This window comes from Alkalihalobacterium sp. APHAB7, assembly GCF_048323755.1.
GTDB lineage: Bacteria > Bacillota > Bacilli > Bacillales > Bacillaceae_F > Alkalihalobacterium.
Map to the genome: position 1 here is coordinate 1 of NZ_JBLWFS010000023.1, position 14652 is coordinate 14652.

The 14652-nt window shown below is 38.6% G+C and carries 12 protein-coding genes, 1 rRNA gene and 1 other annotated feature; all 13 genes read left to right on the forward strand.

Features of this window, described 5'->3' with window-relative positions:
- Window positions 1–98 precede the first annotated feature (98 nt).
- The 13 genes from rrf to cysS all read left to right on the forward strand — a co-directional run bounded on the left by rrf (window position 99) and on the right by cysS (window position 14649).
- Window positions 99–214: ribosomal RNA gene (gene rrf / locus ACNSTQ_RS17760) — 5S ribosomal RNA — on the forward strand.
- A gap of 564 nt (window positions 215–778) precedes the next feature.
- Window positions 779–1246, forward strand: coding sequence for a CtsR family transcriptional regulator (locus ACNSTQ_RS17765; RefSeq protein ID WP_418201151.1), 468 nt, complete (start codon window positions 779–781; stop codon window positions 1244–1246).
- Window positions 1247–1303: 57 nt separating this feature from the next.
- Window positions 1304–1840 carry a UvrB/UvrC motif-containing protein gene (locus tag ACNSTQ_RS17770; protein ID WP_418201152.1) on the forward strand — a complete coding sequence of 179 codons (537 nt, stop codon included), beginning with the start codon at window positions 1304–1306 and terminating at the stop codon, window positions 1838–1840.
- Window positions 1841–1843: 3 nt separating this feature from the next.
- Entirely contained in the window at window positions 1844–2917 is a 1074-nt protein-coding gene (locus ACNSTQ_RS17775; protein WP_418201153.1) for a protein arginine kinase, read from the forward strand.
- Window positions 2918–2935: 18 nt separating this feature from the next.
- Window positions 2936–5377: an ATP-dependent protease ATP-binding subunit ClpC gene (gene clpC, locus ACNSTQ_RS17780; protein WP_418201154.1), complete on the forward strand. Its 2442-nt coding sequence runs from the start codon at window positions 2936–2938 to the stop codon at window positions 5375–5377.
- A 180-nt stretch (window positions 5378–5557) separates the two neighbouring features.
- A complete protein-coding gene (radA, locus tag ACNSTQ_RS17785) occupies window positions 5558–6934 on the forward strand; it encodes a DNA repair protein RadA (RefSeq protein ID WP_418201155.1) in 1377 nt (458 codons plus the stop codon).
- A gap of 2 nt (window positions 6935–6936) precedes the next feature.
- The gene (disA, locus tag ACNSTQ_RS17790; protein ID WP_418201156.1) at window positions 6937–8010 is read left to right on the forward strand and encodes a DNA integrity scanning diadenylate cyclase DisA; all 1074 of its coding nucleotides are present in this window, start codon (window positions 6937–6939) and stop codon (window positions 8008–8010) included.
- A 214-nt stretch (window positions 8011–8224) separates the two neighbouring features.
- Complete coding sequence (locus tag ACNSTQ_RS17795; RefSeq protein ID WP_418201157.1) at window positions 8225–9316, forward strand: PIN/TRAM domain-containing protein; 1092 nt, start codon at window positions 8225–8227, stop codon at window positions 9314–9316.
- Between the two features lie 35 nt (window positions 9317–9351).
- Window positions 9352–10041, forward strand: coding sequence for a 2-C-methyl-D-erythritol 4-phosphate cytidylyltransferase (gene ispD / locus ACNSTQ_RS17800; protein ID WP_418201158.1), 690 nt, complete (start codon window positions 9352–9354; stop codon window positions 10039–10041).
- Entirely contained in the window at window positions 10041–10517 is a 477-nt protein-coding gene (gene ispF, locus ACNSTQ_RS17805) for a 2-C-methyl-D-erythritol 2,4-cyclodiphosphate synthase (protein ID WP_418201159.1), read from the forward strand. The genes ispD and ispF overlap by 1 nt, the downstream gene beginning before the upstream one ends.
- A 290-nt stretch (window positions 10518–10807) precedes the next feature.
- Window positions 10808–12271: a glutamate--tRNA ligase gene (gene gltX, locus ACNSTQ_RS17810; RefSeq protein WP_418201160.1), complete on the forward strand. Its 1464-nt coding sequence runs from the start codon at window positions 10808–10810 to the stop codon at window positions 12269–12271.
- A 4-nt stretch (window positions 12272–12275) separates the two neighbouring features.
- Window positions 12276–12493: a binding site (T-box leader), on the forward strand.
- Window positions 12494–12564: 71 nt separating this feature from the next.
- Window positions 12565–13230 (forward strand): serine O-acetyltransferase, encoded by a 666-nt coding sequence (cysE, locus tag ACNSTQ_RS17815; protein WP_418201161.1) that lies wholly within the window; start codon window positions 12565–12567, stop codon window positions 13228–13230.
- A gap of 18 nt (window positions 13231–13248) precedes the next feature.
- The gene (gene cysS, locus ACNSTQ_RS17820) at window positions 13249–14649 is read left to right on the forward strand and encodes a cysteine--tRNA ligase (protein WP_418201162.1); all 1401 of its coding nucleotides are present in this window, start codon (window positions 13249–13251) and stop codon (window positions 14647–14649) included.
- The last annotated feature ends 3 nt before the right edge of the window (window positions 14650–14652 follow it).

Here is a 14652-nt window from a genome sequence, read left to right on the forward strand (position 1 = left end):
AGGAAGTGAAGTCCTGAGGAACGGATCGTATCTAAATACGTGAGTACCGGAAGGGCAAAACTGACGAAGAAATTCTAAGCTTATCAAAATCCGTAATGTCTAGTGGCGATAGCGAAGAGGTCACACCCGTTCCCATGCCGAACACGGAAGTTAAGCTCTTCAGCGCCGATGGTAGTTGGGGGCTTCCCCCTGTGAGAGTAGGACGTCGCTAGGCACAAAGCACAACCCAAATGGGTTGTGCTTTTTTAGATTCATTTCATTTTGTTTATCATTGTTTGACAATTTTTTTCAAAGGGATGAGTAGATACTACTTTATGTATTAAGAGGACTCAGAAGCCCTTATTGCAAGAAATTTTAGTGAATATCACATGGTTTTAGTAAAATAAGAGCCTCTCAGACCGCGAAACAAAAGATGAACATCAATAAAATTATACGCGCAACCTCGAAGCAGTAGTAGTTAGTTAAAAACATAAACCTAATCAATCTTACTAAAGTCTAAAAATCTTGTTTTAAGTCGAGAAAATGGATATTTTGTTACACTTAAAAAGATTAAGCAGATGGACTAATGACAACAGATAATCCGTAATGTTTCCGCTAATTTTGTTAATAGGAAAGAGGATTTTTACATATGGATCTCGAAAAGAATCTTTAACATACATAAAATCGAATGAAACTCATATTTTGGGCAATAATTATAGGTGTATGTGTTTGCAACTCTCAGTTATTTTTTTTATAATTAATATAGTCAAATATAGTCAAAGTCAAGGGAGGGGGCATGATGAGAAATATCTCTGATATTATTGAGCAGTATTTAAAAAATATTTTAACTGATAGTGATGGGGAGCTTATAGAAATTAAAAGAAGCGAACTAGCGAAACAATTTCAATGTGTTCCATCACAAATAAATTATGTGATTAGTACACGCTTTACCATTGAAAGAGGCTATATTGTTGAAAGTAAACGCGGTGGAGGCGGGTACATTCGAATAATAAAAGTAAAAGCGCACAATCAGTCAGACCTCTTTGAACAGATGATGCAGCTTATTGGTGATAAGGTAAGTCAAGCTAATGCAGAAGACTTGATTTCGAGGTTATACGAAGAGGGTGCTGTATCTAAGCGTGAAGCGAATTTAATGTTTAGTGTGATTGATCCTACATTATTTAATACAAATAATACTTTACTGCGGGATTATATTCGAGCGAATGTTCTCAAGTCAATGCTCCAAACTTTAAAATATCGAGAGTAGCTATGGTTTTTTTCCATACAATCCGTATCTAATGTTTTGAAGGGAGAGGTGGTTTTCATGATTTGTCAGGAGTGTAATAAACGTCCTGCCACTTTACACTTCACTAAAATAATTAACGGTGAAAAAACCGAGTTCCATATATGTGAACATTGTGCGAAAGAAAAAGGAGAGTACTTTCCAGGGTCGAATAGCTTTTCTATTCATCAATTGTTATCAGGGTTATTAAACTTCGAACAACCCGTTTCTAAAGGGCAAACGTCAGGAGTAAATCCAAGACAGCCATTAACTTGTGAGAAATGTAAAATGTCCTATGAACAATTTGTTCGAACTGGTAGGTTTGGGTGTGCCACTTGTTACGAAACCTTTAGTGATAAACTTGATCCTATTTTAAAGAAAGTCCATAGCGGTAATCACTCACACTCAGGGAAAATACCTAAAAGAATCGGTGGAACTATAGAGGTTCGTAGGAAGATTAATTCGTTAAAAGAGGCGTTACAACAGCATATTGCGAAAGAGGAATTTGAAGAAGCTGCGACTGTAAGAGATCAAATCCGTACATTAGAAAAATCTATATTCAATCAAGGGGAGGGGTAATTTATGTCACTTGAACGTTTTATTAGTGAAGCAATTAGCCCTTGGATGAAAAAAGATGGACCAGATTCGGATATTGTGTTGAGTAGCCGAATAAGATTAGCTAGGAACCTAAAAGATTTTACGTTTCCTATTTTGGCTACTATGGAGGAAGCCAAGTTAATTGTTAACCACATTAGCACAAATTTAATGAAAAACCCTTATAACTCAGTTGGCCAACTAGAGTTACTCCATATGGATGATTTAAAAGCTAATGTAAAGAAAGTATTAGTTGAAAAGCATTTGATTAGTCCTCATTTATCAGAAGAATCAAAGCATGGTGCTGTTCTACTAAGTGAGGATGAATCAGTCAGCATCATGATTAATGAAGAAGATCATCTACGAATCCAATGCTTGTTTTCTGGATTTCAATTAAGCGAAGGGCTTGTACTCGCTAGTGGTTTAGATGATTGGATTGAAGATAAGTTGACTTATGCTTTCGATGAAAAACGAGGGTACTTAACTAGCTGTCCAACGAATGTAGGAACTGGCTTGAGAGCTTCTGTTATGATGCATCTTCCTGCCCTGGTCATGACACAACAATTAAATAAAATATTACCGGCCATTAACCAGCTGGGGTTAGTTGTTCGGGGGATTTACGGTGAAGGTAGCGAAGCCTTAGGGAACTTGTTCCAAATTTCAAATCAAATGACGCTAGGAAAATCAGAACAAGATATTGTTGAAGATTTACGTGGAGTGGTTATCCAATTAATTCAACAAGAACGCTCAGCGAGAGAAAGGTTATTACAATCCTCAAAAATTCAATTAGAGGATCGTGTCTATCGTTCTTTTGGAGTTTTATCAAATAGTAGAATTATGGAGTCGAAGGAAGCGGCACAACGCTTATCAGAAGTACGATTGGGAATTGATCTAGGTTTAATTGAAGGTATTTCAGGTAATATCCTTAATGAACTTATGATATTAACTCAACCAGGATTTTTACAGCAGTTCGCCGGGGAAACGCTCTCTCCAAATCAAAGAGATGAGCGAAGAGCAGCACTTATTAGAGAACGTCTTAAACTAGAAGGCGTCCAGAAATAATCTTGGAGGTGGATGAATATGATGTTTGGAAGATTTACAGAAAGAGCTCAAAAAGTATTGGCGTTAGCACAAGAAGAAGCGATCCGTCTTGGTCATAATAATATTGGGACTGAACATATTCTACTAGGTCTTATCCGTGAAGGAGAAGGGATTGCTGCCAAAGCCCTTCAAGCCTTAGGTCTAGGTTCAGATAAAATTCAAAATGAAGTAGAAACTCTAATCGGTACTGGTCAAGAAGGAACGAAGACCATCCACTATACTCCGCGTGCCAAAAAAGTCATTGAACTTTCAATGGATGAAGCAAGAAAATTAGGTCATTCCTACGTTGGAACTGAACATATACTATTAGGGTTAATTCGTGAAGGAGAAGGTGTAGCTGCTCGTGTCCTAAACAATTTAGGGGTGAGTTTGAATAAAGCTCGCCAACAAGTGCTACAACTACTTGGAAGCAGTGAGGCGTCGGGTAGTAACCAACAATCTGGAGCAACTGCTCATGCCAATACACCAACTTTGGATAGTCTAGCGCGTGATCTTACGGCGATTGCTAAAGAAGAAGCGTTAGACCCTGTGATTGGAAGAAGCAAAGAAATCGAGCGTGTCATCCAAGTTCTTAGCCGCCGTACAAAAAACAATCCAGTTCTAATTGGTGAACCAGGGGTTGGTAAAACGGCGATAGCAGAAGGGTTAGCACAGGAAATTATTAATAATGAAGTTCCTGAAACTCTACGTAATAAGCGTGTGATGACCTTAGATATGGGTACGGTCGTAGCCGGTACAAAATATCGTGGTGAGTTTGAGGACCGTTTGAAAAAAGTAATGGATGAAATTCGTCAAGCTGGTAACGTAATCTTATTTATTGATGAGCTTCATACTCTTATTGGAGCAGGGGGCGCTGAGGGAGCAATTGATGCATCAAATATCTTAAAGCCTTCACTTGCTCGCGGTGAGTTACAATGTATTGGTGCAACCACTATAGATGAGTACCGTAAGTACATTGAAAAAGATGCGGCTTTAGAACGTCGTTTCCAGCCAATCCAAGTCAATGAGCCGACAAATGACGAGTCCGTTCAGATTTTAAAAGGGTTACGTGACCGTTATGAGGCGCATCACCGTGTAACAATTACAGATGCTGCGATTGAAGAGGCAGTTAAACTGTCAGATCGCTATATTTCCGACCGTTTTTTACCAGATAAAGCGATTGATCTAATTGATGAAGCTGCTTCAAAAGTCCGTTTACGTTCATATACAGCACCACCGAACTTAAAAGAACTTGAAGGTAGACTAGAAGAAACTCGAAAAGAAAAAGATGCAGCAGTTCAAAGCCAAGAATTTGAAAAGGCAGCTTCTTTACGTGACTCAGAGCAACGTTTACGAGAAGAACTAGATTCCATGAAAAATGAGTGGAAAAAGAAACAAGGGCAAGAAAATACAGAAGTAACTGTAGAAGATATTGCCCAAGTCGTTACAAGCTGGACAGGAATTCCTGTATCAAGACTAGTAGAAGAAGAAACAGATCGTCTTCTTCGTATGGAAGAAATTCTTCACAAACGTGTGATTGGTCAAGGGGAGGCTGTAAAAGCTATTTCTAAGGCCGTTCGTCGTGCGCGTGCTGGCTTAAAAGATCCAAAACGTCCAATTGGTTCATTTATTTTCTTAGGTCCTACAGGTGTAGGTAAAACCGAACTTGCTCGTGCTGTTGCAGAAACATTATTTGGCGATGAAGATGCGTTTATTCGTATTGATATGTCTGAATACATGGAAAAGCATGCAACGAGTCGTTTAGTTGGCTCACCTCCAGGTTATGTTGGTCATGATGAGGGTGGACAATTAACGGAGAAAGTTCGTCGTAATCCATATTCCGTTATCTTACTTGACGAAATTGAAAAAGCGCACCCAGAAGTTTTTAATATTCTATTACAAGTATTAGAAGATGGAAGACTAACGGACTCTAAAGGGCGTACAGTAGACTTTAGAAATACAGCTGTTATTATGACGTCTAACGTAGGGGCTAGTACTCTTCGCAAAAATAAATCACTTGGTTTCACTGTAGATAGTGAGGATCAAAACTATAAAGATATGAAAGGTAAAGTCATGACTGAGCTAAAAAATAGCTTCCGTCCAGAGTTCCTAAATCGTATCGATGAGATCATTGTCTTCCACTCTCTTGAGAAGAAACATATCCGTGAGATCATTAGTTTAATGGCAGAACAGTTAGAAAAGCGTCTTGCTGAACAAGGCATTCAATTTGAATTGACTGAAGCGGCCAAAGATAAAATTTCGGATGAAGGATTTGACCCAGAGTATGGAGCGCGTCCACTGCGTCGAGCCCTGCAAAAACAAGTCGAGGACCGTCTATCTGAAGAATTGTTAAAAGGAAATATTAAAAAAGGACAAAAAGCAATTATCGATGTAAAAGAGAATGAGCTTGTCGTTGAAACAAAAGAAAGTGCACAAGTCTAAAAGTAATAGCTTTTAAGAAAGGGAACTGGGGGAGATATTTCTCTTTCAGTTCTTTTTCAATCATTAGGATATACAAAGAAAAGCCATCTACTTATACTTCTTTTGGTAATAAGTCGTGTTTTTCTAAAAACCATTCATGATACAATTAACATAAGAGTAGGTTATAAAGAGGGGAATAGAATGGCGAAAAAGAAAACGAAATTTGTATGTCAAGAATGTGGTTATGAATCCACGAAATGGATGGGTAAATGTCCAGGCTGTCAAAGTTGGAATTCGATGGTCGAGGAATTTGCTGAGTCTGCAACGAAAGGACGAAGCTTTGTTACCGGCGAGCGTACGGAAACTTCAAGTCGACCACAATCAATCACCAAAGTAGAAAACGAACTTGAGGAAAGAATTAGTACTGAAATGAAAGAGTTAAATCGCGTATTAGGTGGGGGCATTGTGCCGGGCTCACTTGTATTAGTAGGTGGAGACCCCGGTATTGGGAAGTCTACGATTTTACTTCAGCTTTCCTATCAGTTAGCTAAGAACTCTTATAAAGTGCTTTATATTTCTGGAGAAGAATCGATGAAACAAACGAAGCTAAGAGCAGATCGATTAGGTGTCTTAGCTGATCAATTATATGTGTTATCGGAGACAGATGTCGATTATATTGAGAAGGCCATTAACGACATTCAACCAACACTCGTTGTAATTGATTCTATTCAAACGGTGTTCCATCAAGATGTTACTTCTGCACCGGGGAGTGTTTCACAAGTCAGAGAATGTACTGCGGCGTTTATGAAAATTGCCAAAACGAAAGGAATTGCAATTTTTATCGTCGGTCACGTTACGAAACAAGGATCAATTGCCGGTCCTAAACTATTAGAGCATATGGTAGATTCTGTTCTTTACTTTGAAGGAGAAAGGCATCATACCTATCGAATTTTAAGAGCAGTGAAAAATCGCTTTGGCTCAACGAATGAAATCGGGATATTTGAAATGAAGGAAGGCGGACTAGAAGAAGTCGTCAATCCATCTGAGATCTTTCTAGAGGAAAGAACAGAAGGAGCAGCAGGCTCGACAGTCGTAGCATCGATGGAGGGAACAAGGCCCGTTTTAGTTGAAATTCAAGCACTTGTTTCGCCAACAAGCTTTGGTAACCCTAGAAGAATGGCTACAGGAATTGACCATAATCGAGTGTCGCTCTTAATGGCAGTATTGGAAAAGCGAGTCGGGTTGTTATTGCAAAGCCAAGATGCCTATTTAAATGTGGCAGGTGGGGTTCGTTTAGATGAGCCAGCTATTGATTTAGCCATTGCTTTAAGTATTGCGTCCAGCTTTAGGAATCAATCGACGCAGCCGACAGATGTAATGATTGGAGAAGTTGGATTAACAGGGGAAGTTAGACGAGTAGCTAGAATTGAGCAACGAATTAATGAGGCGGCAAAGCTCGGTTTTAAGCGAGCGATTATTCCTCAGAAAAATATCGGCGGCTGGACGATTCCAAAGAGTATTCAAGTCATTGGGGTGGAAACGCTTGAAGATGCTCTAGACGTTGCGCTAGGAGGCTAAGAATGGAAGAACGAAAAAAAGGAAAGTTTATCACCGATATTTTAAAACTAGTAGCGCCAGGGACAGCATTAAGAGATGGTATTGATAATGTACTTAGAGCTAAAACAGGTGGATTAATCGTTTTAGGGTACAATGCAGAGATGCAAAATATCGTAGATGGCGGCTTTTTTATCGATTGTGAATTTTCACCCGCTTATTTATATGAGCTAGCTAAAATGGATGGTGCAATCATTTTAAGTAAAGATGGGCAAAGTATTTTATATGCAAATACGCAACTTAACCCTAATAACTCGATTTCTTCGAATGAAACGGGGATCCGTCATAGAACAGCAGAGCGTGTTGCGAAACAAACAGGGAATTTAGTCATCTCGATTTCACAACGTCGCAATGTTATTACGCTGTATAAAGGAGAGTACCAATATTCGTTGCGAGATATTGGCGTTATTTTGACGAAGGCTAATCAAGCCATTCAAACGTTAGAGAAATACAAGACAGTATTAGATCAAGGTATTACAAATTTAGGAGCATTAGAGTTTGAGGAACTTGTCACTTTTCAAGAAGTGTTTCAAGTCATTCACCGAGTGCAAATGGTATTACGTATAAAAAACGAAATCTTAAACTATGTAAACGAGCTTGGTAGTGAAGGGCGTTTAATTACTATGCAGTTGAATGAACTTGTCTCTAATATTGAGAAAGAAGCACTTCTATTAATTAAGGACTACGTCAAAGAAAAGTCACAAGATGCTTATGAAACGTTAAAAGATTTACAGAAGTTATCGAATGAAGAGTTACTAGACGAGCAGCTTGTCGTTAAGTTGCTGGGATACTCGAAAAACTTCAATATCCAAGAGCAAACCGTCTGTCCTAGGGGATATCGCATTCTATACAAAATTCCACGTTTACCATCTCTTGTCATAGAGAATTTAATAGATACATACGGGGATTTAAGTCAAATTATGGTTGCGTCTATTAAAGAGCTTGATGAAGTTGAAGGAATTGGAGAAGCACGTGCGAAAATGATTAAACATGGGTTAAATCGAATTCAGGAACAACTATTTATTGATCGCCATATATAATCTATTTCGACAAAAAAGGTCATTTCAGTTGTAATGTGTTGACGAATTTAGGAGAAAGATATATAATGGATAGTTTTAAATTGACATTGAACAAGGACATCTGATACGGTTAATTGTATACTACCTTAGAATTATTGTGTGATTTTGTGGAAAATATAGGTTGGTACGTTTCAAAAGAAAAAGTTTGTCTATAATAGTAAAAGGAGGTGAAATCATGCTAAAACGAATAGTCCAACTATTTTTTGTCCTAATAGGTGGGACGTTAGGGTTTCTATTCATTCCTGAATTAATTGAAATCCTAAATTTTGGTGAGTTGCCAAATTGGGTTATGAGTTCTTATGCAGGAGCAGTTTTTGGAGCAATTATTTTTTATCTTTCTACTTTTTGGTTAGCTGATTATATCGTTGGTTTGATGAGGTTGATGGAAGAAGCCATTGTGAAAGCACCAATAACCGACGTACTTTTTGGAACAATGGGTCTTATCGTAGGTTTAATTGTTGCCTACTTGATTGGGATCCCAATTGACGCGATTCAAGTACCTGTGATCAGCTCAGTTTTACCGATCTTTATTACTTTTTTCCTTGGTTACTTTGGTTTCCAGATTGGATTTAAAAAGCGTGATGAACTTATAAATCTCTTTTCGGTCGCACAACGCAAAGACAAAAAGAAAGATGGAGACGTCGAAAAAGAACAAACCCGCACGATGAAACTACTAGATACTAGTGTTATTATTGACGGTCGTATTGCAGATATTTGTAAAACAGGATTTTTAGAGGGGACATTAATTATTCCTGAATTTGTATTGGAAGAGTTACAACATATTGCCGATTCTTCGGATGTGCTAAAAAGAAACCGGGGTCGTCGTGGATTAGATATCTTGAATAAAATCCAAAAGGAATTACCAATCAAGGTTGAAATATATGAAGGTGATTTTGATGAAATTCAAGAAGTGGACAGCAAGTTAGTAAAGCTAGCCAAATTGCTTTCAGGTATTGTAGTTACAAACGATTTTAACTTGAATAAAGTTTGTGAGTTGCAAGGTGTTCCTGTTTTAAATATTAATGACTTGGCAAATGCGGTTAAGCCAGTTGTTCTTCCTGGCGAAGAATTAAATGTTCAAGTGATTAAAGATGGGAAAGAGCACAATCAAGGTGTTGCTTACTTAGATGACGGAACAATGATCGTCGTTGAAGGCGGTCGAGATTACATTGGTAAACAAATTGATGTAATTGTTACGAGTGTTCTTCAAACAAGTGCAGGGCGGATGATTTTTGCCAAGCCTAAATTACTTGAAAAGGCATTATAAATATTAGAACTAAATAAGGTAGTGGTGAGGAGATTATGAACTATTCAGTAGTTATTCCTGCAGCAGGGCAAGGAAAACGAATGAAGGCAGGACAAAACAAACAATTTTTGCAATTATCTAGCATTCCCCTTATTATTCATACTCTTCTTGTATTTGAAAAAGATCCATGGTGTCGCCAAATCATTCTTGTTACGAATAAAGAAGAGAAAGAAATCATGATGAATTTAGTTCGTGATTATAACCTTCAAAAAGTGAATGACTATGTAATGGGTGGATCAGAAAGACAGTATAGTGTCTCTAATGGATTAGATGTGATAAAAGATGAAACGATTGTCCTCATTCATGATGGTGCTCGCCCTTTTATTGAACAAGCGAAAATCCACGAATTAGTTCTATGTGCAAATGAAACTGGAGCAGCTGTTTTAGCGGTTCCTGTAAAAGATACGATTAAAAAGGTAACTGAAAGCAAAGTCGAAAAAACGATGGAGCGTTCAAGCTTGTGGGCTGTTCAAACCCCACAAGCTTTTCGTCTGTCACTTATAAAAGAAGCATATGAGCTGGCGAAACAACAGTCTTTCTTAGGAACAGATGATGCAAGTTTGGTTGAAAATATGAATGAAGCAGTTGCCATTGTTGAAGGGGACTATTTAAATATGAAATTAACAACACCAGAAGATTTATTATTTGCCGAAGCCATATTAGCAAGTCGAAAGGGGAAAGAATGATGATTAGAGTTGGACAAGGATTTGATGTTCATCAATTAGTAGAAGGACGTCCGCTTATTATTGGTGGGATTGAAATCGAACATGAAAAAGGGTTACTTGGTCATTCAGATGCAGATGTTTTGTTACATACGATTGCGGATGCTGCTCTAGGAGCAATCGGGGAGGGGGATATCGGAAAGCACTTTCCTGATACAGACCCTGCATTTAAAGATTCGGATTCAGCAAAGTTGCTTGAACATGTCTGGGAGATTGTAAAAATGAAGGGGTATTCACTGGGAAATATTGATTGTACGATTATTGCCCAACAGCCAAAAATGGCGCCGCACATTTCCAGAATGAGAGAACGAATTGCCCAACTATTAGAGGGAACTGTAGAACAAGTAAATGTAAAAGCTACGACAACTGAAAAACTCGGTTTTACTGGCAGGGGCGAAGGTATCGCAGCTCAAGCTGTTATTTTATTAACAAAAGAATAAAATTAAAGCAGGATAAGCGCAACTGGACCGCTTGTCTTTATAGAGTAAGAAAGTATAAAATTCTAAGGTGTCTAGCTCCAGGCGCCATCGGCTCGAGGTCGCTTCGGGCCAGCAAACGTGTCTAAAAAGCGAGACGCGTATTGCTGGCCCTCCAGCGCTTGTCGCCGATAAGCAGGCGCCTTGCGCTTTTCTTGAGTTAAGTTTCCTAAAACGCTTGACCGAATAGCTTCAGTTCGTAATAATATGTTACAGAATAACTATGTGAAACGAGAGAATGGGAAGGTGTCACTATGTCAAATGAAGTGAGAGTACGTTTTGCCCCTAGTCCTACAGGGCACTTACATATTGGAGGAGCAAGATCCGCTCTTTTTAATTATTTATACGCTAGAAATCAGGGCGGTAAATTTATTTTACGTATAGAAGATACAGATCAAGCAAGAAATGTAGAGAATGCGAAAGAGAAGCTATTAGAAAGTTTAAAATGGCTTCAAATTGAGTGGGATGAAAGTGTAGATATAGGTGGTGAATACGGCCCATATAGTTGTATGGAGCGTTTAGATATTTATAAAAAATATCTTCAACAGCTAATCGATGAAAAGAAAGCGTATTACTGTTATATGACGGAGGAAGAACTTGAAGCAGAACGTGAAGCTCAAATTGCTAAAGGTGAAAATCCGAAATATAGTGGACGAGATCGAGATTTGACAGAAGAGCAACGAAAAGCATACGAAGAGAAGGGCCTTAAACCAGTTGTGCGCTTCCGTGTACAAGAAGGTAAAACGTATGTTATCGATGATGCGGTTCGTGGCGAAGTGAGTTTTGAGTCCGATGGAATTGGTGACTTTGTTATTGCTAGAAAAGATGGCATTCCAATGTATAATTTTGCAGTAGTGGTTGATGATCATCTAATGAAAATTACCCATGTGATACGTGGGGAAGAGCACTTATCAAATACGCCGCGCCAGGCGATGCTTTATGAGGCATTTGGCTGGGAAGTACCGAGATTTGCTCATGCTTCACTTATTTTAAATCCAGATCGTCAAAAAATGAGTAAGCGTGATGAATCAATTATTCAATTTGTAGAGCAGTACCGTGATTTAGGATACTTACCGGAAGCGATCGTTAACTTTCTTGCACTGTTAGGATGGTCGCCTGTTGGGGAAGAAGAAAAGTTTACAAAAGCTGAGCTAATTGAGCAATTTAGCTTAGATAGAGTAGCGAAGGCTCCCGCTGTATTCGATACCGATAAATTAGCATGGATGAACAACCAATACATGAAAGAAACTGATTTGGATCGTGTGGTTGAATTAGCTTTACCGCATTTAATTCGTGCTGGAAGACTTCCGCAAGATATGTCTGCTCGGCAAAAGGATTGGGCGAAGCGCTTAATTGGATTGTACCAAGAACAGATGTCTTACGGTGCTGAAATCGTTGAGCTTACAGAGTTGTTTTTCAAAACAGAAATCGATTATAATGAAGAAGCAAAAGGAATATTAGCTGAAGAGCAAGTTCCAGAAGTATTGCAACAGTTTATTAATGAGCTTGAAGCAACAGAAACATATACGGCAGAAAACATTAATAAGGCAACGAAAGCGACACAAAAAGCAACAGGGCATAAAGGGAAAAAGTTATTTATGCCAATTCGTGTAGCAACAACAGGACAAACGCACGGACGCGATTTACCAGATACTCTTGAACTACTTGGTAAAGAGTCAGTTATTCAACGTCTGAAGCAAGCGTTACAACATAACTAAACAAGTTAAAACGAAGACAAGGTAGAGTAGGAACGTAGCTGTCTTTTCAGAGAGAACCATCCAGGCTGAAAGTGGTTTAAGATTAGTCGTTCTGAAGTTGCGCCTTAGAGTCTCTTATTGAACGTTTAAGTAGGTAAGAGCGGTTACGCCGTTATCGTAGAAGAGGAGAAGCAATCATACATTGCTTAAACAGAGTGGAACCGCGCTGAAAGCGTCTCTGTGCATATGCACAGAGACGCTTTTTTCTATGCGCTTTTTACCATTTAAGTCAACAAGGCGATGGGGGAGGTACTATGAAGAAAGTTTTTCAAACATTAAAAAATGATATCGATGTCGTATTTGATCAAGATCCAGCAGCTAGAAGTCGTTTAGAAGTTATTTTCACCTATTCTGGTGTACACGCCATTTGGTCTCATCGACTGGCGCACTGGTTTTGGAAACGAAAATTGTATTTCTTTGCACGTTCGATTTCGCAAATTAGTCGCTTTTTCACAGGAATTGAAATTCATCCAGGCGCCCAAATCGGCCAGCGCTTATTTATTGACCATGGAATGGGAGTCGTTATAGGGGAAACATGTGAAATTGGTGATAACGTAACCATTTATCAAGGTGTAACATTAGGTGGAACTGGTAAAGAAAAAGGAAAGCGCCACCCTACGATTGAAGATAATGTACTAATTGCTTCAGGAGCTAAGATTTTAGGGTCATTTACAATCGGAGAAAATGCGAGGATTGGAGCCGGGTCTGTTGTTCTAAAAGAGGTTCCTAGAAATTCTACCGTCGTTGGTATCCCAGGTAAAGTCGTGCTTCAGGATGGAGTAAAAATAAAAGGGGATTTAGACCACCATAATTTACCAGATCCAATTTCCGATAAGTTTCGTGAGTTAGAAGATCAAATTGGCGCACTTCGTACGGAAATTGAATATTATAAGCGAAAACAAGTCATAGAAAAAGACTAGGATTAGGAGTGATTGACTTTGGCAATATTTTTATATAATACACTTACTAGAAAGAAAGAGAAGTTTGTTCCAATTGAAGAAGGTAAAGTGAAGATGTATGTTTGCGGACCGACTGTTTATAATTACATTCACATTGGTAATGCGAGACCAGCTATCGTCTTCGATGTCGTCCGCCGTTATTTCCAATACCGCGGATATGAAGTTTCATTTATTTCAAACTTTACAGATGTTGATGATAAACTGATTCGTGCAGCAAAAGAATTAGGTGAAGATGTACCTACGATTGCTGAGCGATTTATCCATGCCTATCATGAGGATACTTGTGCCTTAGGAGTAGAAAAAGCGGACCATCACCCACGGGTAACAGAAACGATTCCAGAGATTATTGATTTTATCTCGGCATTAATTGATAAAGGATATGCTTATGAAGTCAATGGTGATGTTTATTATCGAACAAGAAAATTTAATGGGTACGGAAAGCTTTCCGATCAGTCCATTGGAGACCTTCAATCAGGAGCTCGTATTGAGGTTGACCTAGGAAAAGAGGATCCACTAGATTTTGCATTATGGAAAGCAGAAAAAGCAGATGAAATCTCTTGGGATAGCCCTTGGGGTAAAGGCAGACCCGGGTGGCATATTGAATGTTCAGCGATGGTAAAAAAATATTTAGGGGATACAATTGATATCCATGCCGGTGGTCAAGATTTAACCTTCCCTCATCACGAGAATGAAATTGCTCAATCTGAAGCTTTAACTGGAAAAACAATGGCAAATTATTGGATTCATAATGGTTATATTAAAATAGACAACGAAAAAATGTCGAAATCACTCGGAAATTTCGTTCTCGTACATGACATTATTCAACAACATTCACCAGATGTCGTAAGGTTTTTCATGCTGCTTGCTCACTATAGAAGTCCAATTAATTTCAGTGGTGAGTTGTTAGAAAGTGCAAAAAATGGGTTAGAACGACTTCGAACTACAGTTGAAAACCTAAAGCATCGTTTAGCTGAAACTGCGGATCTAGGGAAAGAAGCTGAAGCGTGGATTGAAAAAGTGGACAGTTATAAAGAGCGCTTCATTAAAGAAATGGACGATGACTTTAATACTGCGAATGCGATATCGGTTCTGTTTGATCTAGCTAAAGAAGCGAATGTCTATTTACGTGAAGAACAAACTTCAAAAGCTGTGTTAGAAGCATTTCTTAAGCAGTTAACTGAATTAGGTTCTGTCTTAGGGATCAAACTAGAGCTAAAGGAAGAATTACTAGATGAGGAAATTGAACAGTTAATTGAAGATCGTACTAATGCTAGAAAAAACCGTGACTTTGCTTTAGCGGATCAAATTAGAGATGATTTAAAAGCAAAGGGAATTATCCTTGAGGATACACCACAAGGCGTTCGATGGAAGAGGTCATAATTC